Origin of the sequence: Streptomyces sp. SID8374 (genome assembly GCF_009865135.1) — a bacterium.
Taxonomy (GTDB): Bacteria; Actinomycetota; Actinomycetes; order Streptomycetales; family Streptomycetaceae; genus Streptomyces.
In genome coordinates this window covers 3,614,763-3,640,790 of sequence record NZ_WWGH01000001.1, presented here as the reverse complement: position 1 = coordinate 3,640,790, position 26,028 = coordinate 3,614,763, and the positions used below count along the sequence as shown (strand labels likewise).

22 protein-coding genes and 1 riboswitch are annotated in these 26,028 nt (G+C 71.7%); of the genes, 10 read left to right on the top strand and 12 right to left on the bottom strand.

The genetic code is table 11. From position 1 onward, the window contains the following. Nucleotides 1–234: 234 nt before the first annotated feature. Both GTY67_RS15915 and GTY67_RS15910 read right to left on the bottom strand, forming a co-directional pair. A complete protein-coding gene (locus tag GTY67_RS15915; RefSeq protein WP_161280117.1) occupies nt 235–1,524 on the bottom strand; it encodes a DUF6596 domain-containing protein in 1,290 nt (429 codons plus the stop codon). 9 nt (nt 1,525–1,533) lie between these two features. Next, nucleotides 1,534–1,941, bottom strand: coding sequence for a YciI family protein (locus tag GTY67_RS15910; protein WP_161279132.1), 408 nt, complete (start codon nt 1,939–1,941; stop codon nt 1,534–1,536). A gap of 246 nt (nt 1,942–2,187) precedes the next feature. Between GTY67_RS15910 and cbiE the strand changes: the two genes are divergently transcribed. Further along, nucleotides 2,188–3,459: a precorrin-6y C5,15-methyltransferase (decarboxylating) subunit CbiE gene (gene cbiE / locus GTY67_RS15905; RefSeq protein ID WP_161279131.1), complete on the top strand. Its 1,272-nt coding sequence runs from the start codon at nt 2,188–2,190 to the stop codon at nt 3,457–3,459. Continuing rightward, nucleotides 3,456–4,205, top strand: coding sequence for a precorrin-4 C(11)-methyltransferase (gene cobM, locus GTY67_RS15900; protein ID WP_161279130.1), 750 nt, complete (start codon nt 3,456–3,458; stop codon nt 4,203–4,205). The genes cbiE and cobM overlap by 4 nt, the downstream gene beginning before the upstream one ends. 10 nt (nt 4,206–4,215) lie before the next feature. Here cobM and GTY67_RS15895 read toward each other — a convergent pair whose 3' ends face one another. Next, nucleotides 4,216–5,712 (bottom strand): Fic family protein, encoded by a 1,497-nt coding sequence (locus GTY67_RS15895; RefSeq protein ID WP_161279129.1) that lies wholly within the window; start codon nt 5,710–5,712, stop codon nt 4,216–4,218. A gap of 531 nt (nt 5,713–6,243) precedes the next feature. On the opposite strand from GTY67_RS15895, the gene GTY67_RS15890 reads away from it, so the two are divergent. After that, nucleotides 6,244–6,960 carry a class I SAM-dependent methyltransferase gene (locus GTY67_RS15890; protein WP_161279128.1) on the top strand — a complete coding sequence of 239 codons (717 nt, stop codon included), beginning with the start codon at nt 6,244–6,246 and terminating at the stop codon, nt 6,958–6,960. Nucleotides 6,961–7,059: 99 nt separating this feature from the next. Here GTY67_RS15890 and GTY67_RS15885 read toward each other — a convergent pair whose 3' ends face one another. From GTY67_RS15885 to GTY67_RS15875, 4 genes are all read right to left on the bottom strand, one after another. Then, on the bottom strand, nt 7,060–7,881 hold the full coding sequence (locus tag GTY67_RS15885) for an aminoglycoside phosphotransferase (protein WP_161279127.1): 822 nt from the start codon (nt 7,879–7,881) through the stop codon (nt 7,060–7,062). A gap of 101 nt (nt 7,882–7,982) precedes the next feature. Next, nucleotides 7,983–8,120, bottom strand: coding sequence for a hypothetical protein (locus tag GTY67_RS34580; RefSeq protein ID WP_176727354.1), 138 nt, complete (start codon nt 8,118–8,120; stop codon nt 7,983–7,985). Continuing rightward, nucleotides 8,117–9,235 carry a radical SAM protein gene (locus tag GTY67_RS15880; protein ID WP_161279126.1) on the bottom strand — a complete coding sequence of 373 codons (1,119 nt, stop codon included), beginning with the start codon at nt 9,233–9,235 and terminating at the stop codon, nt 8,117–8,119. Before GTY67_RS15880 ends, GTY67_RS34580 begins: the two co-directional genes overlap by 4 nt. After that, nucleotides 9,223–9,549, bottom strand: a complete 327-nt coding sequence (locus GTY67_RS15875; protein ID WP_161280115.1) for a hypothetical protein — start codon at nt 9,547–9,549, stop codon at nt 9,223–9,225. Before GTY67_RS15875 ends, GTY67_RS15880 begins: the two co-directional genes overlap by 13 nt. A 63-nt stretch (nt 9,550–9,612) precedes the next feature. Here GTY67_RS15875 and GTY67_RS15870 point away from each other — a divergent pair, with 63 nt between their 5' ends. The 4 genes from GTY67_RS15870 to GTY67_RS15855 all read left to right on the top strand — a co-directional run bounded on the left by GTY67_RS15870 (nt 9,613) and on the right by GTY67_RS15855 (nt 13,108). Then, nucleotides 9,613–10,866, top strand: a complete 1,254-nt coding sequence (locus GTY67_RS15870) for a helix-turn-helix transcriptional regulator (protein ID WP_161279125.1) — start codon at nt 9,613–9,615, stop codon at nt 10,864–10,866. A gap of 15 nt (nt 10,867–10,881) precedes the next feature. Then, nucleotides 10,882–11,247: a hypothetical protein gene (locus tag GTY67_RS15865; protein WP_161279124.1), complete on the top strand. Its 366-nt coding sequence runs from the start codon at nt 10,882–10,884 to the stop codon at nt 11,245–11,247. A gap of 288 nt (nt 11,248–11,535) precedes the next feature. After that, nucleotides 11,536–12,642: a hypothetical protein gene (locus GTY67_RS15860; protein ID WP_161279123.1), complete on the top strand. Its 1,107-nt coding sequence runs from the start codon at nt 11,536–11,538 to the stop codon at nt 12,640–12,642. Continuing rightward, on the top strand, nt 12,533–13,108 hold the full coding sequence (locus GTY67_RS15855; protein ID WP_343238753.1) for a UDP binding domain-containing protein: 576 nt from the start codon (nt 12,533–12,535) through the stop codon (nt 13,106–13,108). Before GTY67_RS15860 ends, GTY67_RS15855 begins: the two co-directional genes overlap by 110 nt. A 37-nt stretch (nt 13,109–13,145) precedes the next feature. Here GTY67_RS15855 and GTY67_RS15850 read toward each other — a convergent pair whose 3' ends face one another. Continuing rightward, nucleotides 13,146–14,255, bottom strand: coding sequence for a cobalt-precorrin-5B (C(1))-methyltransferase (locus GTY67_RS15850; RefSeq protein ID WP_161279122.1), 1,110 nt, complete (start codon nt 14,253–14,255; stop codon nt 13,146–13,148). Between the two features lie 30 nt (nt 14,256–14,285). On the opposite strand from GTY67_RS15850, the gene GTY67_RS15845 reads away from it, so the two are divergent. Continuing rightward, nucleotides 14,286–15,050, top strand: a complete 765-nt coding sequence (locus GTY67_RS15845; RefSeq protein WP_161279121.1) for a cobalt-precorrin-6A reductase — start codon at nt 14,286–14,288, stop codon at nt 15,048–15,050. Here GTY67_RS15845 and GTY67_RS15840 read toward each other — a convergent pair. The 3 genes from GTY67_RS15840 to GTY67_RS15830 are packed head-to-tail and all read right to left on the bottom strand — an operon-like array spanning nt 15,035 to nt 18,507. Further along, nucleotides 15,035–16,546, bottom strand: coding sequence for a precorrin-2 C(20)-methyltransferase (locus GTY67_RS15840; RefSeq protein WP_093686278.1), 1,512 nt, complete (start codon nt 16,544–16,546; stop codon nt 15,035–15,037). The two genes, GTY67_RS15845 and GTY67_RS15840, sit on opposite strands and share 16 nt — an antisense overlap. Before the next feature lie 2 nt (nt 16,547–16,548). After that, the gene (locus GTY67_RS15835; RefSeq protein ID WP_161279120.1) at nt 16,549–17,175 is read right to left on the bottom strand and encodes a precorrin-8X methylmutase; all 627 of its coding nucleotides are present in this window, start codon (nt 17,173–17,175) and stop codon (nt 16,549–16,551) included. Nucleotides 17,176–17,229: 54 nt separating this feature from the next. Further along, nucleotides 17,230–18,507 (bottom strand): nitrite/sulfite reductase, encoded by a 1,278-nt coding sequence (locus GTY67_RS15830; protein ID WP_161279119.1) that lies wholly within the window; start codon nt 18,505–18,507, stop codon nt 17,230–17,232. Nucleotides 18,508–18,696: 189 nt separating this feature from the next. Continuing rightward, nucleotides 18,697–18,776, top strand: a riboswitch (cobalamin riboswitch). 121 nt (nt 18,777–18,897) lie between these two features. Between GTY67_RS15830 and cobN the strand changes: the two genes are divergently transcribed. Further along, complete coding sequence (gene cobN / locus GTY67_RS15825; protein ID WP_161279118.1) at nt 18,898–22,503, top strand: cobaltochelatase subunit CobN; 3,606 nt, start codon at nt 18,898–18,900, stop codon at nt 22,501–22,503. 69 nt (nt 22,504–22,572) lie between these two features. After that, on the top strand, nt 22,573–23,718 hold the full coding sequence (locus GTY67_RS15820; RefSeq protein ID WP_202461457.1) for a DUF3592 domain-containing protein: 1,146 nt from the start codon (nt 22,573–22,575) through the stop codon (nt 23,716–23,718). 54 nt (nt 23,719–23,772) lie between these two features. On the opposite strand, the gene GTY67_RS15815 is transcribed toward GTY67_RS15820, so the two are convergent. Beyond that, nucleotides 23,773–25,638 carry a lysyl oxidase family protein gene (locus tag GTY67_RS15815; RefSeq protein ID WP_202461456.1) on the bottom strand — a complete coding sequence of 622 codons (1,866 nt, stop codon included), beginning with the start codon at nt 25,636–25,638 and terminating at the stop codon, nt 23,773–23,775. Nucleotides 25,639–26,028 lie beyond the last annotated feature (390 nt).

Here is a 26,028-nt window from a genome sequence, read left to right as displayed (position 1 = left end):
GTGATGTCGCTGTACGTGATGCCGTACGTGATCGGGCGAGGGTGTTGCCGTACGTGATCGGGTGAGTGGCGTTGCCGCATGTGTTCAGGGGCGTGACGTGGGCGTACGTGATCGGGCGCGGGCGCTCCGGGACGAGCCGGTGCGAGGGCGTCCCGGGGCCATCGGGTGTCGTACGGGCGCTACGGGAGCGGCCGCTGTCGTCCGGGCGCTGAGGGAGCGGCCGGTGTGCGGGCGCTACGGAACCAGCCGGTCCGCCCGCGCCCGTAGGTAGCGGGCCTCGGGCTCACTCAGCGTCCCCTCGGCGGCCGCGCGATAGGCGACCCGTGCGGCGTCCAACTCCCCCGCCCGCTCCAGGAGATGGGCGCGTACGGCATCAAGGCGATAGCGCCCCGCTCCCGCCCCTGCCCCTACGCCAGCCCCCGCCCCCGCCAGCGCGTCGACCTCCGCCAGCCCCGCCCGCGGCCCGTGCACCATGGCCACCGCGACCGCCCGGCCCAGCGCGGCGGCGGGGTCGGGGGTGCGGTGCACAAGGAGCTCGTACAGGGCGAGGATCTGCGGCCAGTCGGTGTCCTCGGCGCGCTCGGCCTCGTCGTGCAGGGCGGCGATGGCGGCCTGGAGCTGGTAGTCCCCGGCGGGCCCCTGGGCGAGCGCCTCCTCGGCCAGTGCGGTGCCTTCGGCGATGGCCGTACGGTCCCAGAGGGCCCGGTCCTGTTCGTCGAGGGGGATCAGCTCGCCGTCGGGCCCGGTGCGCGCCGGAGCACGCGCCTCGGTGAGGACCATGAGCGCCAGCAGCCCGGTCACGCGCCCTTCCTGGGGGAGGAGCCGGCGTACGGCACGGGTGAGCCGGATCGCCTCGCGGGCCAGGTCGGTGCGGTGCAGCTCGGGTCCTGCGGTGGCGGTGTACCCCTCGTTGAAGATCAGGTAGAGGACCTGGAGCACGGCCGCGAGCCGCCGGTCCCGGTCCTCCGGCTCCGGCGCCCGGAACTCCGCGCCCCGCACCGCCCGCTTCGCCCGGCTGATCCGCTGCGCCATCGTCGCCTCCTCCACCAGGTGGGCGCGGGCGATCTCCGCCGTGGTGAGCCCGCCGACCGCGCGGAGGGTGAGGGCGATCTGGGCGGCGGGGGAGAGGGCGGGGTGGCAGCAGAGGAAGAGGAGGGTGAGGGTGTCGTCCTCGGAGGGCGCCCGGCCACCCAGCCCGGTGGGGCCTTCCCCGGGCGGCGGGGCGACGAACGCGTCGGCCGGGGTGAGGGCGGCCACGGTCTCCTCCCGCCGCCGACGGGCCTCGTCGCTGCGCAACCGGTCGGTGAGGCGCCGGGAGGCGACCCGGATCAGCCAGCCGCGCGGATTCTCCGGCACCCCGTCCTCGGGCCACTGCCCGGCGGCCGCGATCAGGGCCTCCTGGACGGCGTCCTCGGCCGGGTCGAAGTGCCCGTACCGGCGGACGAGCGCGCCGAGGACCTGCGGCGCGTGGCGGCGCAGCAGGTCCTCGATGTCGTGGTCGTCGTTCGTACGGTCCGCCTTCAGCGGTTGCTCCTAGTCGATCCCGCCACCGATGGTCCGGATGAGCACCGGGTACTCGGGCGCCCCGGCCGGCTGCGGACAGCGTGTCACGCGGGCGGCGATCTCGGTCACCCTCTCCAGGCTCTCGCATTCGAGGATCCAGAACCCGGCGAGCAGCTCCTTCGTCTCGCTGTACGGCCCGTCCGACACCACCGGCCGCCCCTCGGCGTCGACGCTCACGGCCCGCCCCTGCGCGGGCTCCGTGAGCCCGTACGCGCACACCAGCTCGCCCGACTCGGCGAGGTCGTCGTTGATGCTGCCCATGTGGGCGAACATCGCCTGCATGGCCTTCTCGTCCCAGACCGGACTGTCGGGCGACCCCTTGCCGGCCTGCGCTTCGTAGTCCTTCTGGCTGCCCTGGACCATCACCAGATACTTCATGACCGTCGCCTCCTGTAGCGAGCTCTCGGTTCCCTCTTCTCCGCTTACACAGGGGACGTCGGGGCCGGGCCGGGGTTCTCGACACGACGCGCGGTTCTTTCGCGGTTCTTTTCGGGATTCACCCGCTGGAGGGGTCGGAACGGGACGTTCAGTAAGGTTCGGCTGCGTCCAGTTTCCGCTCGTTGCGTCTCGTTTCCGCTTGTTGCGCGTCCCTTCCGCCCCTTCCCCACGACGAGGTCCCGGCCCGTGTCCCCATCCCCAGCCCTGCCCCCGCCGCCCGTCTCCGTCGTGGGGATCGGCGCGGACGGCTGGTCCGGCCTGTCGGGCGGGGCGCGGGAGGCGCTGCGGGAGGCGGAGGTGCTGATCGGCGGGGCGCGTCAGCTGGAGCTGCTGCCGCCGGAGTGCGCGGGCGTACGGGTGGCGTGGCCGTCACCGCTGCGCCCCGCCGTACCCCGGCTGCTGGCCGAGCACCGGGAGCGCCGGATCGCGGTGCTGGCGAGCGGGGACCCGATGTTCTACGGGATCGGGCGCGCGCTGGCGGAGGAGCTGGGCCCGGAGGGCCTGCACGTCCTGCCACACCCGTCCTCGGTCTCGTACGCCTGCGCGCGCCTCGGCTGGCCCTTGGAGGACACGGAGGTCGTGACGCTGGTGGGCCGTCCGGTGTCCCGCCTGGCCGTCTCCCTCCACGAGGGCCGGAGGCTGCTGGCCCTGAGCGCGGACGCTTCGACGCCCGCGACGGTGGCGGCCCTGCTCACGGCGCACGGCTTCGGCCCGAGCCGCATGCGGGTGCTGGAACAGCTGGGCAGCGAGGCGGAGGCGTACGTGGACGGCGTCGCGGAGAGCTGGGCGCACGCTCCCGGGGACCGCCTGAACGTCATCGCCATCGACTGCGTGGCATCGGCGGACGCGCTGCGGCTCGGCGCCGTACCGGGCCTGCCGGACGAGGCGTACGAACACGACGGCCAGCTCACCAAGCGCCACATCAGGGCCGCCACGCTCGGGGCGCTGGCGCCCGCGCCCGGGGAACTGCTGTGGGACGTGGGGGGCGGCTCCGGCTCGATCGCGATCGAGTGGATGCGTACGCACGCTTCCTGCCGGGCGGTGAGCGTGGAGAGGGACCCGGCGAGGGCGGACCGGATCGCGAGGAACGCGGACCGCCTGGGAGTCCCGGGCCTGAAGGTCGTCACGGGCCCGGCCCCTTCGTCCCTTTCGGAACTCCCGCCTCCGGACGCGGTGTTCATCGGCGGCGGCCTGACGGCACCGGGCCTGCTGGACGCGTGCTGGGAGGCGCTGCGGCCGGGTGGCCGGCTGGTGGCGAACACGGTGACGCTGGAGTCGGAGGCGCTGCTGGCCGAGCGATACCGGTCGTACGGCGGTGAGTTGACCCGGCTCGCGGTGGCGCACGCGGTCCCGGTGGGCGGATTCACGGGCTGGCGCCAGGCGATGCCGGTGACGCAGTGGTCCGTACGCAAACCCTCAGCCCCAGCCCCATTCCCAGCCCCAGGAGATCGAACATGACGGTGTACTTCATCGGCGCGGGCCCGGGCGCGGCCGACCTGATCACGGTGCGCGGCGCGAGACTGCTCGCCGCCAGCCCGGTCTGCCTGTACGCGGGCAGCCTGGTCCCGGTGGAGCTGCTGGCGGAGTGCCCGCCGGACGCCCGCCTGATCGACACGGCGAACCTGGACATCGACCAGATCACCGAGGAGCTCGTACGGGCCCACGCGGACGGCCACGACGTGGCGCGGCTGCACTCGGGCGACCCGTCGGTGTTCAGCGCGGTGAACGAGCAGATGAAGCGCCTGGACGAGGCGGACATCCCGTACGAGGTGGTCCCCGGCGTCCCCGCGTTCGCCGCGGCGGCCGCGGCCCTGAAGCGCGAGCTGACGGTCCCGACGGTGGGCCAGACGGTGATCCTGACCCGCATCGCCCAGCGCGCCACGGCCATGCCGGAAGGCGAGGACCTGGCCACCCTGGGCCGCAGCGGCGCCCTGATCGTCCTCCACCTGGCGGCCCGCTACGTGGACCGCGTGGTGGAGGAACTGACCCCGCACTACGGCGCGGACTGCCCGACAGCGGTGGTCGCGATGGCGTCCCGCCCGGACGAGATCGTACTGCGGGGCCCCCTGGACTCGATCGCGGAGCAGGTGAAGTCGGCGGGGGTGATCAGGACGGCGGTCATCATGGTGGGGCGGACGCTGGGGGCGGAGCAGTTCCGGGACAGCCATCTGTATTCGGTGGGGCGGGAGCGGGGCGGGTGCTGAGGGGCTGCTTCTACGAGCCGGGCAGGCGCAGGCGGAGGCCGGAGGATTCGGCCAGCGCCGGGTCGTTGTACCCGAACGTCTCGGTGATATCGGCGTGGGCCTGGTCGAAGCTCCTCCAATCGACCGCAGCGACCCAGCGTTGAGCAAAGCGGAGAACAGAGAGGAAGGCTTCGCCTCGGCCGGCTTCGTTGCTGACGGAGGACAGCCCTGCGAGGTAGTTGTTGCGGTACACCGTGGGGATGATGAGCCGCACCTGCCCGGTGGCAGTGAGCTCGGCGTTGGCAATGATGCGGGCCACGCGACCGTTGCCGTCGTCGAAGGGGTGACACTCGGTGATCAAGAACATCATGGCTGCGGCCCGCTGAAGTGGGTCGGTCACGGAAGCGAAGGCATCGAAGCCGCGCCTGAGCGTACCGACCAGCAGGGCCGGTTCGACGAACTGATATCCACCGGCGTAGTTCTGCTTCTCTTTGAACTCCCCGGGGCGTTTGTCCGGCCGAGCGGCCATGAGGATGCGGTGGTGCTCTCTGAGCAGGTCCAACATGTCGCTGCCTGAGATCGGCTTGCGGCCGGCGAGGGCGGGGTCGGACAGGATGCGGAAGGTGGCCGCGACATCGTGAGCGTCTTGGGGCCGCGCGGCGGGGATGTCGCCGTCGATCGCGATGCTGCGGGCTTCCTCGACTCCGAACTCGGTGCCTTCGATGAAGTTGGAGAAATAGGCCTCGAAGAACGCCAGCCACTCCCACCGGGAAGAGCCGCCCAAGGCTGGTGCTGGCAGTGGGGGCATGGCGGTCAAGCCTTCGGCAAGCCGCTCGAACATCCCCACCCTGTGTGCATCGAAGGGTTCGCCTTCCAAGCGGGCCTGCAACCGTGCTGAAGCAGGGGCGGTGGGGGCGAAGGTACCCAGCAGTTCCGCAAGGCGGCTACGGACGATCTCGACAGCTCCGGCGTCCAGGCTGCCCTTCAGGAGATCTACTTCCGCGAGGACGTTTTTGATCTTTCCGGATCCGCCTGTCCGGGCCAGCGCATCGATGCGGTCCTCGACGGCCTGAGTACCGGCGGCCCGTGCCGGCCGCCCTACGGGTGGCCGGCCGCGGCCCGTGACGTTCTCCACGAGTCCACGAGCCACGCCCGACAGGTGCAAGCCTTCGGGCATGGGCATGTCCCCCGGGAGGGGACCCGGGCCGTCCTGGACGGTGACGGTCACCCCCGGCAGCACGAGATCTGCGCGACGCTGGGGGTCGGGGTGACGAATGAACAGCCAGCCTTCGTCGGGTTGACCACCGGCGAAGGCAGAGCGGTCCGAGATCACGGCACCAGGCCAGAGGCGCGCAACGATCGCGTTGAGGTGCTTGCGGGCGACGGTCTCCGGAGGAAGCGTTGCCCCTACCGCATAGATGGCCGGCGCGAGCCTGACAGCTCGGCCGGCTTTGACCTGCCGACTCCGCGAGCCACTCGTGCCGAACTCCAGCGTCCCGGCGGGCGACGCCTGGGGGGCAACTTTCATGCTCTAAATGTCCTTTTGTGCCGTTTGAGAGCCGCTAGAGGCAAGGATAATCTATAAATTTCCACCTGAGGGCAAGGAAAGTCTGCTAAACCTGCTACTCAGGAGGGGCTCGGCGCTGGCGGGCTGGTCTCCGCTCGCGGCTGGAGGCCGGGGCTGCGGGCTGGGCCCAGGGAGTCGTCGCGCTGTCCGGCTTGGTAGGCAACTTTCGCACCACAAAGTGCCCGCACATCCTTGCTGTAGGCCAGCAGAGGCAAGGTTTGTGCAGATAAATAGCGCCTACAGGCAAGAAAACTGAGATAAATATGGAAGGCTATGCGTCGTAGGGGTGGACGAGCGCGGGACCGACGCGGAATGTACGACGACTCCCGGCCGGGGGCCGACCCGGAGGACGCTGCCCCAATGACCGCAGTCCTGGACACCCGGGTTCGCGGGAGCAGCGGACCTGTCAGTTCCCCGCGAGACCCGCACGCGTACGGGTGAATGCTGTGAGGCCGCTGCGGCGGCTGCGATGGGCAGGCCAAGATATGGGCCGTGACTTCGACCTCGTCCTCCCCGGCAGACGTCCTCGACCGCTGGCATCACTACGGAACCTCCTCGAACGGGCGTCGCACTGTTGGCCGCCTGTACTGGGACTGGTACCAGCGCATGGGACCGGGCGATGAACTGCTGGGCGACCTAGCGGGTCGTACGGTCGCGGAACTGGGCGCCGGAGCCGGTCATCAGGCCGCCTATGTGGCGACCGAGTTGAAAGCGGCACACGTCATCGCGATCGACAGCTCCGCCGCGCAGCACAGCCGCAGCTGCGGCTTCTACGAAGCAGTGCCCCGCCTGGACTTCGTCCACGAAGACGCTGCCGCCCACCTCCAGGGCCACCCGTCCAGTCTCGACGTCGCCTACAGCGTCTTCGGCGCACTCGACTTCAGCGACCCACAAGCCTTGCTCCCGGCAGCCGCAGTTGCGCTCCGACCAGGCGGCACCCTGGTGTTCTCCACTCTCGCCCACTACCGAACGGGCGCTCCACCCGAGACGGAGTGCCGGCCCGCCGACATCCCGGCCCGCATGCCTGACGGCAGTCCCGGCACCATGCAGCGATGGGTCCTGGAATCCACGGTATGGACGACGCTGCTGGACGAGCACGGGTTCGACCTGATCGATTCGGACACCGTGCACGACCCGGGTCCTGATGGCGGGGCGCCGATGGCCACCAGCGTCTTCCGGGCGAGGAGGAGGAGCCCGCACGTTCTCTGATTCGGTGGCTGCTTAGGGGCCTTGGCCCCCCACCCCCGAACGTACGGAAGACAGGACGACCACGGCTGACATCCCGCAGTGGTCAGCGCGGATTGTCGTTCATCCCATCCTGCGGTGTGCGTGCCAGGCGTTGGCGGCAGTCGCGAGGCGCCGGGTCCACGGGTCGGGGTCGGCATCGCTGATCTCGGACCAGATGGTGGCGTTGGCGGTGGCGAAGGCGGTGATGCCCTCGGCGGGGGCCGTGTGCCAGGAGGGGATTTCGGCGGCCCAGTGTTCGGCGGAGGCGGGGGTGTGGCCGGCGGCGATGAGCCAGATGACCCAGTAGCCCGCGTCTAGCCAGGCCGCTCCTCGGGTTGCCCAGGCCCAGTCGACCAGGCGGGCCCGGTCGCCCGCCGGGGCGTGGTCGTCGATGAGGACGTTGGCGTTGTTCAGGTCGGTGTGGAGCAGGTGGGTCCCGGCGAAGTGGCGGAGGTCGTCGGGGTGGGCGGCGTAGTGCTCCAGGCGCTGTTCGGCATGGCGCAATTCGATGCCGGGACAGGGGGTCCCGCCGAGGCGGCGCAGGAGGGCTGCGACTTCGGGGAGGTCGGGGGAGCCGGGGGCGTAGTTGGCGTGGTGGCCGTCCAGGGCTGCGAAGCCGAGGAGGTCCCAGCCTGCCGTTTCGACGCGCCAGCGGAGGGCGGGGGCCAGGTCGGTGAGGAAGGGGGTGACGGCGGCCTCTCGACGCTGGGTCCAGGCGCGGGGGTGGTCGGTGCGCAGGCCCTTGATGTGCCAGATGCCCGTGGCGGAGGTTACGCGGGCCGCGATCTCGCTGTTGAAGCCCTCGGCACTCTCCTCGACCCTGAGGAGGGGGCCGGTGTGCTCTTCGACGGCGGCGCGGGCGGCAGGCGGCAGTCGGCCGAGGCCGATCCGGGTGGTCGCCATGGGGCTTCACTCTTCCACGGAGGCGGGTACGGGTGCGGTGGTGCGGGGGCTTCGGACGGAAGAACGTCCCGGAGCCCCCACGGTTCTGTGCGGCCGGGCGTCTACCTGTACGGGTTGTCGTCGTTGCAGCCCGGGACGGCGCCTTCGGTCAACGCCTCCAGGTCGTCCAGGAGGATCACTTCCTCGGGCTCCTCCAGGGCCGGCGGTCGGGGGCCGATCTCCACCATGACAGCGGTCATGACGCTTCCTCGCTTCCGTGTCGGCAGTAGGTGTTCAGTGGTGCCTTCGCCTCCTGGTAGGCCTTGGCGAGCGGTCGGCAGACCCGGCAGGTGCCGGAGAGCTGACAGCCGCCGCAGTCACCGGTGCGAAGCATCTGGGCATCGGCGATGCCGGGCAGACGGAGGAGCCCGTCCAGGCCCTCGGACATGAGGTCGACGGGGTTCCCGCGGCCGACCTTGCACATGGTCGCCAGACCGTACGGGTCGACGTGGAAGAAGCTGTGGCCGGCGGGGCAACCCTTGAAGACGCTGGTCTTGTCCAGGAAGCCGGGCGCCTGCGCGGCCAGCGGTTCGGGCGTGCCGGTGTACGTGGGGGAGATCGTGCCGTACTCCTGGCGGCCCGCCCCGTACCGCTCCGCGAGGGCGCGCATCGCGTCCAGCTCGTGGGCGTTGTGCCGGGTGATGATCAGCGCAAGTTCCAGCGCGATGCCCGCCTCGCGTGCCGCGACGAGTCCCTTCTCGACCAGCTTGAACGCCCCCGGCTTGCGCGTGAGCGATTCGAAGCTGTCCGGGGTGGCCCCGTAGAGGGAGACGGTCACCTTGTGCGGCGGCAGGTCACGCAGCAGGCCGATGATCTCGGGGCGGTGGAGCCGGGAGCCGTTGGTGAGGATCTCGATCAGCATCCCGGAGCGGTGAGCGAGCGTGTACGCGTCCACGAAGTCCGGGTCGATCAGCGGCTCGCCGCCGGTGAACTGGAGCCACGGCACTCCGGAATCCCGCAGCAGGTGCAGGAGCCGGACCTTGTCCGGCCAGGGCAGTCCCTCGAACCTCCGTTCCGCGAGGTAGCAGTGCTCGCAGTTGAAGTTGCAGCCCTTGTTGATCTCGTACGTGACCCGCCCGTAGCCGAGGCCGGTACCGGAGCGTACGAGGACGGCGTCCCGCATCACCGTGCCCGCCAGGTCCATGCTCCAAGCCGTGCGGGCGTGGTCGAGGAGCCAGGCAGGAAGAGGGCTACTGCTTTCGGCAGTTGAGGCCAGCTCTTCGTACAGCGACTGCGGGATGCGCATGCCGCCCATGGCCCCGGGGCGGGCGACCAGGAACGTTCCGTTGTACGGGCTCGCGATCAACCGGTGCACAGGGCCTCCTCCGAGGTGTCTTCCCAGGTGTGCTGCTCCGGGTGGCCGGCGAAGAGGCAGCAGCCCTCCCCGTCCGGCCCTGGCCCGGGCACCGGGCAGTCCCGCAGCACGACCAGGTCCATGTAGGCCCCGCGCCAGCGGAGCCAGAGGGCGGTGCCGTACGTGTCGAGTTCGGCCAGGAGGCCGTGGTGCTGGTCGCCCTCGTGGGTGGACAGTTGGCACTGGACGGCCCTGTCGACGCATCCTGCCGGAGCCTTCTGCCGCGCTTCCTGCGCCAGGTCCAGCGGCACCCGGCGCCAGCGCCTGCACCGCATCACGCGGGAAGCAGATCTGTGCACGGATGCCGAAGGGGTCGGAGCTGCGCGAGAGTGGATGCCATGGGACTGGCGGAACGACGCAGGGCGCTGGGCTACGGCCAAGAAGAATTGGCCCACTTACTCGGTGTGGATCGCACAACGGTCGGGCGCTGGGAGAACGGCAGGGTCTATCCGCAGCCACCCCAGCGGCGGGGCCTGGCTGCCGCCCTCGAAGTCAGCCTCGAAGAGCTGGACGCCTTCCTCGGCCCCTCACGAACCGCAGCCCGGAACACCGTCGGGCACCAGCCCAGTGAGCCCCCGAACGCGGGAGACCCTGACGACATGATCCGCCGCGCATTCCTCCGCATACTGACCGTCAGCGGTGCGTTGACCGCGCTGCCTGTAGATGAGGCGGAAGCCCTCGCCGAGGGAGTCCGAGGCGGTGTTCCTGCCGATTTCGCCCGGATGAACAGTCATCTGTGGCAGGTCTACCAACTGTCCCGTTCCAAGGGGTCTGTCTATCCGGTCGTACGCGACCAGCTGGCCACGCTGAATGAGGCCTTGGCCGGTCATCGTGGCAGCCCCCGACCGCTGTTGAATGCGGCGGCGGACCTGTTCCAGCTGGCCGGGGAGGTGGCGTTCGACGCGAACCGGTACGCCGATGCCTCCGCTTCGTACGCACTCGCGGCCTCGATCGGCAAGGACGCCCAGGCGTACGACCTGTGGGCGTGCGCGCTGGTCCGGCATGCGTACGTCGACATGTCCGAGCGCCGCCACCACCAGGCGGAGCAGATGCTCGGGGCGGCCGAGCGCCTGGCAGGCCGGGGCGACAGGAACCTCTCGACCCGCCATTGGGCCGCCTCGGTCCAGGCCGAGGCGTACGCAGCTCTCGGTGACCTGGACGCGTGCGAGCACGCGATGGAGCGTGCGGAGGCTGTCCGCGACCTCAGCGCGGAAAGCGTCAACGGCGGGTGGCTCCGGTTCGACGGTGCGCGGCTGGCGGAGGAACGGGGATCGCGCTACGTACAGCTCGGCCGTCTCGACCTGGCGGAGGAGGCCCTGGAGCGGGCGCTGGCGCAGATGGCCCTGGCACCGGGGCAGTCCTACCGCCGACGGGGTGCGGTGCTGACGGACATGGCGGCGATCGGGGCGAAGAGGCGGGATGCCGACCAGGTCGTCGCGTACGGCAAGGAGGCGATCGGCCTGGCTCGCGCCTCAGGATCCGGGTACGCCGCCCGTAGACTTCAGGTCCTGTGCGACGAGTTCGGTCCTTTGAGCCGTGACCGCCGCGTGGCGGAGCTGGGGGCGGAGTTCGCCACGCTGAGGACGCCGTGACGAGAAGGGGATGGCATGTCGCAGGTTGAGGGTGCACGGCTGTTCCGGGAGGCCTGGATCGCGGGGGTTCGGCGGCATTTTCCCGGGGAGCCGAAGGCTGGGTACGTGACTCCGTGGGACGACACCCCGCAGTGGGAGCGCGAAGCGGCGGGAGCCGTGTGCGAGCAGGTGCGTCAGTTCGTCACGGTCAGCGGTGGGCGTACGTCGCGGTTGTCCCGTGAGCAGCGGGGGCGCTTCGTCGCGATCTGCTGGACGGCCCAGATGTTCAAGCACTTCGAGGACCCGAAGCCGGGCTACGTGGCGGACTGGGCCGACCTGCCGGTCTGGCAGCAGAAAACCGATGCCGACATCTTCGACGCCATTGAGAAGGCGACGAGCTGACCGGACGGGACGGGGCGGGCGCCCCGGACGAGGCTGTCACCAGATGGCAGGGGCGTTCCACGCCCATCAGCGCGTCAACACGAACTGGCTTTCCACCCTTACGGGTTGATCTGCTTTGGTCTGCCCGCCCGTTCGGCGGATTGTCCCCGAGGCACTTCTAGGCTGCGGTAGCGTCATCCTGTCATCACGCTCTGTGTGCACTTCGTGTGCATGGGGCGGCCCCCGGAGGTGTTCCTACGCACCGGTCCGAGGGCCTTCACCCACTAGTGGAAGTCAAGGTCCACCGGGATGCTTTGGCATGCTATCGCGCCTGTTCGGCGCTACACGAAGGCCTCGCACGATGTCGTGCGTCATCCGCGTCTGTGCAGTGACGCGAAGATCTTGTTGTTGTACGTGCAGGGGTTGCCCGATGGGCAGACCCATGTGGCGTTGTCCGAGCATGGCCGGAAGCTGGGTATCAAGGGGCGTGCGTTCCAGCGGGCCAAGGAGCAGTTGGTCGTGAACGGGTTCGTTCATGAGCGGCGGGTGTCCGGTGAGCGGGGGTTGTGGGTCACCCATCAGCTGTTCTCGAATGTGCCGTTGAGTGAGGGTGATGCTCTGGTGGTGTGGCGGGATGCTGGGGTGGGGGTCCGGTCGTCGGCTCCGAGTGTGCAGTTTCCGGCCGTCGGTGAGCCGGGTCCTCGGACCGTCGGTCATCAACTACCGGCAGACGAAGAACTGGGGGAGAACTCATCCCGCCCACCCACCGAAGCGCCTAGCGAAGTTGAAAGCGAAGGGGAAGACGGAGTCCCAGCTGTGGAGCCGCCTCCTCAAGAAGTTGAGGCTGAGCGGGTGTTGTTGTCCCTGCGGAACTCCGACCGGCAGTTGCGGCTCGGGGTTCGTGAAGCTCGTGAGCTGGTCGGGCTGGCTGTTGAGTGGTTGCGGCGGGGGGTTTCGGCCGGTGAGCTTCGGCGGGTGTTGAGCAGTGGGTTGCCGTCGAATGGGGTGCGGTCCGCTGTGGGCTTCCTGCGGCATCGGCTGGAGATGAAGATGCCCGAGGCGCCCGTGAGCGAGCAGCGGGCTCCGGGGCGGGAGACGGTCGAGGAGGTGCAGGAAGCGGTGGAGGAGGCTGCGTTGCCTGCCGCCCTTCCCCCGCCTCCGTACGTTCCGCCTCTCGTCACCTGCCAGGGGGCCGGAAACGAGCATGTCTTCCGGGCCTACAGCGAGGAGACCGAGTGCCCCGACTGCCAGCAGGCCGCTGCCTATGCGCGGTGGGCCGAGCGCCGGGCCGCCGATCTCGGGATCGATCTCGCCGAGGACGCTGCGAAGGCCGTGGAGGCCGGGCGGGATCCGGACGGGTGGCGGTCACGGCTCGCCGCCGCTGCCGCCGCAGCCGGGGGCGGTTCCAGGCAGTAGCTGCGAAGGCCGGGGGCGGGGGTCCTCAGGCCGTGATGCCGAGTTCTGCGCCGGTGCGCTGGAGGAGCTCGCGGGCCGCTGGTTCGCGTCGCCAAGTGGGCGGCGGATCACCGTCTGGGGTGCGGCCTTCAAGCCGAACACCGACGACATCCGTGACTCGCCCGCCCTCGCCGTTGCCCGGAAACTCCACGAGCTCGGTGCCACGGTCACCGTCACCGACCCCAAGGCCCTCGACAACGCCCGCAAGGTTCATCCCGAACTTGACTATGTGGAGGACCCGATCGCCGCCGTCGAGGGCGCCGATCTGCTGCTGCATCTGACGGAGTGGCCCGAGTTCAGCCGCGTCGATCCCGGGCAGCTTGCCCGGCGGGTCGCGGACGCCACGGTCGTCGACGGGCGCGGCACCCTTGACGTCGACGTCTGGCGTACGGCCGGGTGGACCGTTCGGGCACTTGGCCGCGCCTGACATACGGCCTTGGTGGTGGGGCGGGCGCGGAAACGAGCTACGACCGCCCCACCACCACCCCCGCCCTGTCGATGCAGATCACGTCCACCTCCACCGGTGCGCCCCGCAGCACCGACAGCGCCTCGTCGCGGGCGCGGGACGCCACCAGGTCGCCCAAGCGCACACCCTCCGCCTCGCTCAGCCGCAGCGCCTCCAGGCCCGTGTTGGCCGTGGCTATGCGGGACGCCAGCTCCTCGGTCGCGCCGCCCTCGCGGGCCAGGGCCGCCAGGAAAGGCTTGTTCACCTGGGAGCGGGCCGAGTGGAGGTCCAGGTGGCCGGCCGCCAGTTTGGAGAGTTTCGCGAAGCCTCCGCAGATCGTGAGGCGGGGGATGGGGTGTCGGCGTACGTACTTGAGGACCGCGCCCGCGAAGTCGCCCATGTCCAGGAGTGCTATGTCCGGGAGGTTGTACTCCGCGACCACCGTCTTCTCCGACGTCGAGCCCGTGCAGCCCGCCACATGTGTCAGGCCTGCCGCTCTTGCCACGTCCACCCCCCGGCGGATCGAGTCGATCCAGGCCGAGCAGGAGTACGGGACGACCACCCCTGTCGTGCCCAGGATCGACAGGCCGCCCAGGATGCCGAGCCGGCCGTTCCACGTGGAGCGGGCGATCTCCTCGCCGTGGTCCACCGACACCGTCACCTCCACGTCCCCCGGCTCCCCGTACTCTGCCGCCACCCGCTCCACATGCTCACGCATCAGCCGGCGCGGCACCGGGTTCACCGCGGGCTCCCCGACGTCCAGCGGCAGGCCGGGGAGGGTGACCGTGCCGACGCCGGAGCCCGCCCGGAACACCACCCCGGAGCCCGGCGGCAGCCGCCGTACCGTCGCCCTCACCAGCGCCCCGTGCGTCACGTCCGGGTCGTCCCCCGCGTCCTTCACCACCCCGGCGCTCGCCCGCCCGGGGCTCAGCTCCTCCACCGCCAGCGCGAACGCCGGTGTCTGGCCCCTCGGCAGTGTGATGCTCACCGGGTCCGGGAAGTCGCCGGTCAGCAGGGCCGTGTACGCGGCCGTCGTCGCCGCCGTCGCGCACGCACCGGTCGTCCAGCCGGGGCGCAGACCCGTGTGCTTGAGTTGGGCACTGCGACCGCCCCGCGCCTCAGCGGTCATGAGCGTCGTTCATGAGAAGAGTCCGTTCCGATGATGCACGTGAAGCATGTTCTTGTTCTGGGAGGGACCACCGAGGCCCGTCGACTCGTCGAGAGCCTGGTCGGTGAACCGCGCGTGCGCGTCACCACCTCCCTCGCCGGGCGCGTGGCCGCTCCCCGGCTGCCGCCCGGTGGCGTGCGCGTCGGCGGGTTCGGGGGGCCCGACGGGCTTGCGGCGTGGGTACGTGAGCACCACGTCGACGCTCTGGTCGATGCCACCCACCCCTTCGCCGCCACCATGAGCCGGAACGCGGCCCTGGCCGCCGCGCAGGCCCATGTTCCTCTCCTCGCCCTCCGCCGGCCCGGCTGGGTCGCCCAGGAGGGTGACCGCTGGCACTCCGTCGCGTCGCTCGCCGAGGCCGCCGAGCTGCTGCCCGCACTCGGTGAGCGGGTCTTCCTCACCACCGGGCGGATGGGGCTCGCCGCCTTCGCGGAAGCCGGACTCGATTCCCTGTGGTTTCTCGTACGCTCCGTCGATGCGCCGGAGCCGCCCTGCCCGAGGAGGATGGAAGTCCTCCTGGATCGGGGGCCGTTCGGCCTTGAGGGTGAGCGCGAGATCGTCCGGCGTCACCGCATCGACGTCCTCGTCACCAAGGACAGCGGCGGCGACGCCACCGCCCCCAAGCTCACCGCCGCCCGTGAGGCCGGGATTCCCGTCGTCGTGGTGCGGCGGCCACCGGTTCCCGAAGGGGTGCCGGTGGCCGCCACGTCCGACGAGGCCGCGGAGTGGGTCCGGCGCCGCTACGCCTCCGGGTAGCGGCGCGGGGTCCACACGATGGACCGGCCCGCCTCGCCCCTCCGTACCCAGCGCGTCTGCGACGAGCCCACGATCAGCAGCGTCCGCATGTCCACCTCCGCCGGGTCGACGTCCGCCAGCCGTACCGTACGGACGGTCTCCGTCGGGCCGCCCACGTCCCGGGCCAGGACGACCGGGGTGTCCGGGGAGCGGTGTTCCAGGAGCAGGTCGCGGGCCTTGCCGACCTGCCACGTACGGGACTTGGAGCCCGGGTTGTAGAGGGCCAGGACCAGGTCTGCCGAGGCCGCCGCGCTCAGGCGTTCCGCGATGACCTCCCATGGCTTGAGGCGGTCCGAGAGGGAGATCGTGGCGTAGTCGTGGCCCAGCGGTGCGCCGGCGCGCGCCGCCGCCGCGTTGGCCGCGGTGACGCCGGGCAGGACCCGTACGGGAATCTCCGCGTACTCCTCCTGCGCGGCCACCTCCAGCACCGCCGTCGCCATCGCGAAGACCCCGGGGTCGCCGCCGGAGACGACCGCGACGCGGTGGCCCCTGCGGGCCAGGTCCAGCGCGAACTCCGCCCGCTCCGACTCCACCTTGTTGTCCGAGCCGTGCCGCGCCTGGCCGGGGCGGACCGGGACCCGGTCCAGGTAGGTGGTGTAGCCGACCACGGCGTCCGCCGCCGCCAGGGCGCCCCGCGTCTCCGGCGTCAGCCACAGCGGGCCCGCCGGGCCGGTGCCCACCACCACGACCTCGCCGTCGGACGGCCCCGAGGGGCGAGGCGCGTCCACCCGGCTCGGCAGCACCGCCACCGAGAAGTACGGCACCGACGCCGGGTCGATCTCCGCCAGGTCGCCCGTGCGCTCCCCGGCCATCGTCGCCCGCTCCACGTACCGCGCCTCCGCCAGCCGCCCCGAGGCCTCGAACGCGCCGCGCACCGCCGGGAACGTACGCCCCAGCTTCATCACCACCGCCGTGTCCGTCGCCGCGAGCCGGGCCGTCAGCTCCTCCTCCGGGAGCGTGCCGGGGAGGATCGTCAGGATCTCCTCGCCCTCGACCAGCGGGGTGCCGAGGCGGGCCGCCGCCGCGCTGACCGACGTCACGCCCGGGATGACCTCGGTGGCGTACCGGTCGGCCAGGCGCTTGTGCATGTGCATGTACGAGCCGTAGAACATCGGGTCGCCCTCGGCGAGGACCGCCACCGTCCGGCCCGCGTCCAGGTGCGCCGCCAGGCGGGCCGCGGCCTTCTCGTAGAACTCCTCCAGCGCGCCCCGGTAGCCGCCCGGGTGGTCCGTGGTCTCCGTCGTGACGGGGTAGACCAGCGGCTCTTCGATGTGGTCGGGGCGCAGGTGCGCCGCCGCGATGGACCGGGCGATCGAACGGCCGTGGCGGGCGCTGTGGTACGCGATCACGTCGGCCTCGCCGATGACCTGGACGGCCCGGAGCGTCATCAGGTTCGGGTCGCCGGGGCCGAGGCCGACGCCGTAGAGGCGGCCGGTGCCGCCGCTGGACTCGCTCATCACTACTCTTCCTCGCTGGCTATGGCGTTCAGCGCCGCCGCCGCTATCGCGCTGCCGCCCCGCCTGCCCCGCACGATCAGGTGCTCCAGGCCCGACGCGTGCTCGGCCAGGGCCTCCTTGGACTCCATCGCGCCGACGAAGCCGACCGGGACGCCGATGACGGCGGCCGGGTGCGGGGCGCCCTCCTCGATCATCTCCAGCAGCCGGAACAGGGCCGTCGGGGCGTTGCCCACCGCGACCACCGCCCCCTCCATCCGGTCCCGCCACAGCTCCAGGGCCGCCGCGCTGCGGGTCGTGCCCATCTTCGCGGCCAGCCCGGGCACGGACGGGTCGGACAGCGTGCACACCACGTCGTTGTCCGCGGGCAGCCGCTTGCGCGTGACCCCGCTGGCCACCATCGCCACATCGCAGAGGATCGGGGCGCCGGAGCGCAGGGCCGCGCGGGCGTCGGCCACGGCGTTCGGCGAGAAGGCGAGGTCGCGTACGAGGTCGACCATGCCGCAGGCGTGGATCATGCGGACGGCGACCTGGCTGACGTCGGCGGGCAGCCCGGCCAGATCCGCCTCCGCGCGGATGGTGGCGAAGGACTGGCGGTAGATCGCCGGTCCGTCCTTCTCGTACTGGTGCACAGTGCTGTCGCTTTCTTCTGCCGTGAGGTCGTCAAGGAAGGGTGTTACGGGTGTTCAGGCGCGGGCCTCGGCCACCGCTGCCGCCAGCCGCGCCGGGTCGTTCCGTACGGTCGCCCGGGCGTCCCGCCGCTCTCCCCGTACGTGGGAGATCCGGTGTCCGTCCGGCGTGACGACCACGTCGATCCACTCCCCGTGGGGGTGGCCGCAGCGGCGTTCGCACCCGGACCAGTACACAGGTAGCCGCCCGGGCGGTCCGAGGGCGGCCCCCGCTTCGGCCCGGACGTCGGACAGCGACTTCGCGCAGCCGGGGTGGCCGATGCAGGCGCCGACGCCGGTCCAGGGGGAGTCGGGGGCGGTGATCAGGCCGGACTCGGAGAGCGTGCGGAGTGCGTCCGCCGCCTCCGGCTGCGGGACCGGCCCGGGGAGGACGATCCCGCGCCACGGGGTGAGCCGCAGCTCGCCGCCGTACCGCCTGGCCGTGTCGGTGAGCAGCCGCCACTGGGCGGGGGTGAGCCTGCCCAGGGGTACGTCGGCGGTGAGCGCGGAGCCGTGGCGGCCGGGGGCGGGGGGCGTTGCCGTACGGGGGCGGGGGCGGTAAACCGCCGGGCCCGGCGCCGCCGAGCCGATGGACCGGACCAGCTCCGCCCGTACGTCTTCCGGCAGGTCCTTCACCCGCCACGCGCCCGACTCCCCGGCCGCGCGCAGGAACGCCTCGGCGGCCAGCAGCACGGCGCGCGGGGCCTCGGCGGCCGGGACCCGGAACACCTCGTCGGCCGCCCCGATCCGCAGCACGGCGGGCCCCGAGGGCCCCTCCGCGATCAGCGTCACGTCCGCGCCGAGGGCGTCCACATCGCCCCGGCCGTCGTCCAGAGCGAAGAGGAAGCGCCCGGAGAGCGTGGCGGCGGCGGGCGACGAGCAGACCAGGTGGTCCAGCTCGCTCAGCCACCGCCCGACCGACGGTGAACCGTCCAGGCCCGCCAGCGGCGACGCCACGATGTTGCGGGCCCGCTCGTGGGCCGCGGAGGGCAGGAGGCCCGCCTCCGTGAGCAGGGCGGCCAGCTCGCCGCCGCACTCCGCACCCAGGCCGCGCAGCTGTACGTTGCCCCGCGAGGTGAGATGCAGCTCACCGTCCCCGAACCGGGCCGCCGCCGTCAGCAGCGCCTCCGCCCGGTCCGCGCTCAGCACACCGCCGGGGATGCGTACGCGGGCCAGCGCCCCGTCGTCCGCCCGGTGCAGCCGCAGCGTTCCCGGGCAGGCGTCACCACCGGCGCGGGGGGAGACGCCGCCCGCGGAAAGGGGCGAGGGGGCGGAATCGGGCATGGCGGCGAGCATACCGACCGGGCCCGGCCCGGCGGTGGGGTCGCGTCTGTGACCTGCGGGACAGGGGATCACGGCCACCCGCCCCACCGCCCGCGAACAGTGATCACCACCGCACCCCCGCCCCCTGCCCCGCCCCCACCCCGGCCGCTTAGGATGCAGGCGGTGGTCCGTTCAGGCCGCCATCGCCAGACGGCGACAGGGGAGGAAGCCCGGTGAGATTCCGGCGCGGTCCCGCCACTGTGAGCACGGCCGCCACCACCGGCCGGGCGAGTCAGGAACTCCCTTCCCCGAGCGCCCGGTTCCTCCGATCCGGGTGCAGCGCCCGGCCCTTGGAGCCAGGCGCGGGGAGACCCCTCCGACACCGCCCGGGGCGTGGACACCCCGAGGAAGGCCTGACGCAGCATGATCCTGCTCCTGTCGACGTCCGACACCGACCTCCTGAGCGCCCGAGCATCCGAGGGACCGGTCAGCTACCGGTACGCCAACCCCTCCCGCGTCGACCTCGAAGGACTCCCCGAGCTGCTGGACGGCGTCGACCTCGTCGTCGTACGCCTCCTCGGCGGCGTACGCGCGTGGCAGGAAGGCCTCGACGCGGTGCTGGCCACCGGGCGGCCGGTCGTGGTCCTCACCGGTGAGCAGGCTCCGGACGCCCAGCTGATGGCCGCCTCCACCGTGCCGATCGGGATCGCGGCCGAGGCGCACGCCTACCTCGCGCACGGCGGGCCCGCCAACCTGGAGCAGCTGGGCCGGTTCCTCTCCGACACCGTGCTGCTGACCGGCCACGGCTTCGAGCCGCCCGCCCCGGCCCCCGCGTGGGGCCCGCTGGAACGTTCCGCCCGTGCGGTGGACGAGGGCGCCCCGACGGTGGCCGTCCTCTACTACCGCGCCCACCACATGAGCGGGAACACCGCGTTCATCGACGCGTTGTGCAGTGCTGTGGAGGACGCGGGGGCCCGGCCGCTCCCGCTGTACGTCGCCTCTCTCCGTACGCCGGAGGCCGAGCTGATCGAGGAGCTGCGCGCCGCCGACGCCATCGTGACCACCGTCCTCGCGGCGGGCGGCACCCGGCCCGCCGAGGCCTCGGCCGGTGGCGACGACGAGTCGTGGGACGCGGGCGCGCTGACCGGTCTCGACGTGCCGATCCTCCAGGCGCTCTGCCTCACCAGCCCGCGCGCCGCCTGGGAGGAGAACGACGAGGGCGTCTCCCCGCTGGACGCGGCCACGCAGATCGCGGTGCCGGAGTTCGACGGGCGGCTGATCACCGTCCCCTTCTCCTTCAAGGAGATCGACGAGGACGGGCTCCCGGCGTACGTCGCCGATGCCGAGCGCGCGGCCCGCGTCGCCGGAATCGCCGTACGCCACGCGAAGCTGCGGAACATCCCGAACGCCGAGAAGCGCATCGCGCTCGTGCTCTCCGCCTACCCGACCAAGCACTCCCGCATCGGCAACGCCGTCGGCCTCGACACCCCTGCCAGCGCCGTGGCGCTGCTGCGGCGGCTGCGCGCCGAGGGGTACGACTTCGGGCCCGAGGAAGACATCCCGGGGCTGGTCTCCGGCGACGGCGACGAGCTGATCTACGCGCTGATCGAGGCGGGCGGCCACGACCAGGAGTGGCTGACAGAGGAGCAGTTGGCGAAGAACCCGGTCCGTATCCCGGCCGCCGACTACCGCCGCTGGTTCGCCACGCTCCCCGAGGAGCTGCGCCTCGCGGTGGAGCGGCACTGGGGGCCGGCACCGGGTGAGATGTTCGTGGACCGGTCCGCCAACCCGGAGGGCGACATCGTCCTCGCGGCCCTGCGGCGCGGGAACCTCCTCATCCTCATCCAGCCGCCGCGCGGCTTCGGCGAGAACCCGATCGCGATCTACCACGACCCCGATCTCCCGCCCTCGCACCACTACTTGGCCGCCTACCGCTGGATCGCCGCCTCCGCCGACGACAACGGCTTCGGCGCGGACGCGATGATCCACCTGGGCAAGCACGGCAACCTGGAGTGGCTGCCCGGCAAGAACGCGGGTCTGTCGGCCGCCTGCGGTCCGGACGCCGCCCTCGGTGACCTGCCGCTCGTCTACCCGTTCCTCGTGAACGACCCGGGCGAGGGTACGCAGGCCAAGCGGCGCGTCCACGCCACGCTGATCGACCACCTCGTGCCGCCGATGGCCCGCGCCGACAGCTACGGCGACATCGCGCGCCTGGAGCAACTCCTCGACGAGCACGCCCAGATCGCTGCCATGGACCCGGCGAAGCTGTCCGCGATCCGCGCGCAGATCTGGACCCTGATCCAGGCCGCCAAGCTGGACCACGACCTCGGCCTGGAGGACCGGCCGGAGGACGAGGGCTTCGACGAGTTCATCATGCATCTCGACGGCTGGCTCTGCGAGATCAAGGACGTCCAGATCCGCGACGGCCTGCATGTGCTGGGCAACCCGCCCGCCGGGAACGACCGGGTCAACCTGGTGCTCGCCGTGCTGCGCGCCCGCCAGATCTGGGGCGGTACGGCGTCGCTGCCGGGTCTCCGTGAGGCGCTCGGTCTCGACGAGTCGGCCGCCACGCGTACGGCTGCCGATGAGATCGAGGAGCAGGCCCGCACGCTCGTCCAGGCGATGGACGACGCGGACTGGGACCCGGCGGCGGTGGCAGGCGTGGCGGCTGGCCTGCCGGACGCGGTGGCCGACATCCTCACCTTCGCGGCGACCGAGGTCGTCCCGCGCATGGCGGCCACGACCGACGAACTCACCCACGCCGTCCACGCGTTGAACGGCGGCTTCGTCCCGGCGGGTCCGTCCGGCTCACCTCTGCGCGGTCTGGTCAACGTCCTGCCGACGGGCCGTAACTTCTACTCGGTCGACCCCAAGGCCGTTCCCTCCAAGCTGGCCTGGGAGACGGGCCAGGCCCTGGCGGACTCCTTGCTGACCCGCTACCGCACGGACAACGGCGACTGGCCCACCTCCGTCGGCCTCTCCCTCTGGGGGACGAGCGCGATGCGCACGGCGGGCGACGACATCGCCGAAGCCTTCGCGCTGCTCGGCATCCGGCCCGTCTGGGACGACGCCTCGCGCCGCGTGACGGGCCTGGAGCCCATCCCGTACGCCGAGTTGGGCCGTCCCCGGATCGACGTGACGCTCCGCATCTCCGGCTTCTTCCGGGACGCGTTCCCGCACACGATCGGGCTGCTGGACGACGCCGTACGGCTGGCCGCCTCGCTGGACGAACCGGCCGAGCAGAACTACGTACGGGCCCATGCCCAGGCCGACCTGGCCGAGCACGGCGACGAACGCCGGGCCACCACAAGGATCTTCGGCTCGCGCCCCGGCACGTACGGCGCCGGGCTCCTCCAGCTCATCGACTCCCGCGACTGGCGCACCGACGCCGACCTCGCCGAGGTCTACACGGTCTGGGGCGGCTACGCCTACGGCCGCGAACTCGACGGCCGCCCGGCCCGCGAGGAGATGGAGACCGCGTACAAGCGCATCGAGGTCGCCGCCAAGAACACCGACACCCGCGAGCACGACATCGCGGACTCGGACGACTACTTCCAGTACCACGGCGGCATGGTGGCCACCGTGCGCGCGCTGAAGGGCACGGCCCCGGAGGCGTACATCGGGGACTCCACCCGCCCCGAGACCGTCCGCACGCGCACCCTCGTCGAGGAGACCTCCCGCGTCTTCCGCGCCCGGGTCGTCAACCCCAAGTGGATCGAGGCGATGCGCCGCCACGGCTACAAGGGCGCGTTCGAGCTGGCCGCCACGGTCGACTACCTCTTCGGGTACGACGCCACGACCGGCGTCGTCGCCGACTGGATGTACGACAAGCTCACCGAGACGTACGTCCTCGACCCGGAGAACCGGCAGTTCCTCCAGGAGGCCAACCCCTGGGCCCTGCACGGCATCGCGGAGCGCCTGCTGGAGGCCGAGTCACGCGGCATGTGGGCCAAGCCGGACCCGGCGGTGCTGGAGGCGCTGCGGCAGGTGTACCTGGAGACGGAAGGGAACCTGGAGGGCGAGGACTGATCCCCCTTCCCCTGCCGTTCTTCTTCCGCCCCCTGCCCCCTCCCGCCTCCGACCGGCACAATCACGGTCATGGGGACGACGGGGCAGGGGCAACGGGGTGCCGGTGAGGTCAACGGGCGGGCCGATAAGGCGCGTTCGGCCCCGGACGGCGGGTTTCCGGCCGCCCTGCGCCTGACGGTCGTCCCGGGCGTCACCGGCGCGGCGCTCGCCGCCCTCGTGGTCGGCGTGATCCTGGAGCGGGTGCCCGTCTTCGTCACCGGGGGCGGGGTCCTGGTCCTGCTGATCCTCCTCGCCGCTCTCGGCGGGCGGCGGCGCTCGGCGCGCGAGGAGCCGCCGGCCGGGCGGATCGCGCTGGCCCGGATCGAGGACCTGCGGGCGACGGGCGGCGAGACCGCCGACGTACCGGTGAAGTTCCGGCTGACCGTGGCCCCGGAGCCGGAGGACGGCCGGCCGGCGTACCGCGTGAAGATCAGCCAGTACATCAACCTGGTCGACATCCCCGCCTACCGGCCTGGCGGGAGCGCCGTCGTGGAGTACCGCCCGGACAAGCCCTGGGACGTCCGTATCGTCACCCGGCCCACCCCGGAGTGGAGCCGCCGGGCCGAGGCGGCGGAGATCGGCTCCGCGCCCGAATCCACCCTGGTGAGCGACCCGGACGCGGTCGAGGGCTCGTGGTGTGTGCTGGGGCTGGTCGCCCTGCTGGCGGGGGCGGCGCTGGTCGTGCTGCTCTTCCGGGGGGAGCTGTTCACGTCGGACGAGTCCCCGGCCGCGTCGCAGCCGCCGTCCTCTTCTTCCTCCCGTACGTTCTCCACCTCGACCACCGTCTCCGGGCCCTCGTCCTCCCTGCTCACCTTCGGGCGGATGCGGGCGACCGCGATGGAGCTGGAGACCCGGGTGGACACCGCGTACGTCACCGCGATCACCATCGAGGACCACCGCATGGCGGTGCGCGGCGACTCCGCCCTCCCGCCCGCCGAGACGGTCCACCTCCAGTCCCTCCCGTACGAACTCTTCCCCGGCCTGGTCCGTGAGGCGCGTACGACTCTGGGCGTACGCGAACCCGAGAGCTGGCGCATCGACGTGACCCCGGGCACCGGCAGCGGGGTGGGGCCCCGGGTCCGCGTCACGGTGAGCGGCGCGGAGGGGACGGCCAGCCTGGACGCGGATGCGACGGGGCGGGTGACGGACCGGCGGGCGGTGGGGAAGCCCGGGTGATACCGGCCCCGGGAGGAGTTCCCGGGGCCGGCATCACGGACAGAGAGGCGTGGATCAGTTGGCGTCCACCAGCTGATGGGCGGGCACCTTCACCGTACGGGCGCCCTTCTTGCCGCCCAGGACGACCTTGCGCAGCGCGCTGTTGTTCTTGTGGTCGGTCTCCTTGAGGCGGTTCTCCGGGTTGGCGAGGACCTGGATGTAGTAGGTGCCATTGGGCAGGCCGGTGATGTCGAAGGACTGGCCGGGCAGGTCCTGGGTGTAGGTGTCACCGGAGCCGACGTCGAGCACCTCACGGACGGAGATCGAGTTCTCCTGGCCGCACGCGGTGGACAGGTCGGTGTTGCCGGGGTGCCAGTTGGCGTTCTTGACCGTGTAGTCGACGGCGTCGGTGTTGGCGAGGCAGAAGGCCTCCTTGCCGCTGCGGACGGTCTCCTTCTTGTCGGCCTTCAGCAGCCGGTAGCTGGCGAAGTCCGTGAAGTGCCAGTGCTCGTGGCCGGGGCGCGGGTCCCACTCCATGGTGCCGGTCGGGGTGTAGCCGACCTGCTTGCCCTTGGCGTCGTAGAAGTACTGGTAGGCGTCCATCAGCTTCTTGCCCGGGGAGCGGAAGCCGTCCACGACGAGCTTGGCCGGCCCCGCGTTCCACACGTTGGCGCTGAAGGCGAGGTAGTCCTTGCCGGGCACGTCCTGGTAACCGTCGCTGACGGTGATGCCGTACGCGGGCAGCGAGCGCAGGTCGGGCTTGGGCACATCGGGCACGGACGCCTTGCCGGTGGGCCGCTTGGCGTTGGGCTGTGCCCCGGGGGCCTGCCGCGACCCGTCGGTCTGCCCGGCCCGGTCCCCGACGCGAGCGGCGGAGAAGCCCTGTGCCCCGAAGGCGCCCTTCCCGGCGGCCTGCTTCTTGAGCGCCCAGGGGAGAGCGGGCGGCGCGGGCGGGTAGGGCCCGTGACCGACGTTGTACGTGGCCCCGGCCCCGGTTGTCGCGGCGGCGGGTGCGTCGGTACGGGCGGGGGCGGCGTGGGCGTTGTGGGCGGCGTGGGCGTTGGGCGCGTTGTGCGCGTCGTGCGTGGAGGGGGCCGGGGCGGCGGCGCCGTGCCCGGCGTGCCCGGAGGGGGCGGCCGATCCGTGCCCGGCGTGGGCGTTGTGCCCGGCCTTGGCGGCGGACTTGGCCGAGGGCGGGGCAGCGGACGTGGAGACGCCCTCGTTCTCCTCCCAACTCCGCTCACGGACCACGACCTTGACGGTCTGCGGCTTGTTCGCGATCCCGAAGAGATCGCGGTACTTCTTGGTCACGGAGATCTTGGCGGTGTACTTCCCCGCGGCCAGCTGGACCGGCTCGGAGTAGTACCCGGCATAGGTGTTGGCCGCCCACCCGTTCTCCACGCCCCACACGGAACCGAGGGTGAACGGGTTGACCGGACAGCTCTGCGGATACTTCGAGTTGGCGGGAGCGTCGGGCCGCACGCGCCCGGAGGCGTTGTTGGGGCAGAAGGCCTCGGTCTTCTTCAGCACCGACTTCCCCGCCGCATCGGTGAGACCGACCGTCACGAAGCCCGGCAGCCCGGCGAAGTCCTTCACCAGCCCCGCGGGAAGCGTCTTGGTCTGCGTCTTCTTCCCGTTCCGGATGATCTGCCTGGCGACGACCGGGTCCTTGTAGGACTTACGGGTCACCTTGAGCTCGAAGGCCCCTTTCTCGGAGGTGAGATAGGTCCCGAGATCGAGATAGACCCCGGGATCCTCCTTCCACGAGTCGAGCGTCACCGAGGTGGAGGCAGCGATCAGGCTGAGCTTCGGCCCCGCCTGCGCGGTCTTCGCGTCAGGCGCGGCGGCCACGACCCCGGCCGTCACGGCGACAGCCGCGGCGATGGCGATCGAGGGGCGGGTGAGGCGGTTGGTGCGGCCCTGCTGGGATCTGGTCATCATTCCTCGTACTTCCGGCTTTTCCGAGTGCGCGATGGGACGCGGACGAACAGCACGGCCCCAACTCACCTGTGGCGACGCTGTGTCCGGCCTGTGAGAGGCGTTGGGGCCCCCATCGGTTGTCCGAGCTCCGGGACAACGCCCGGATGGCCGAAACGTGAGGCTGTGCGCCGAGGGGTCCGTACAGGCCTGCTGGGACGTGTACGCCGCGTCACCGGGCACGGCGGTGCGGTGTGTCCACCGACTGTCCGTCGACGCCCACCAGCGCGCTCGGGCACTTTGTCGCACGCGGTTTCCGGAGTCCGGCATCGCGCCGAACGGCGCAGTCCGTCAAGCGATACGTTCGAGTGCCGTCTTGCCGCCCGATACGGGGCCCTGATGAGATGGCTGTGC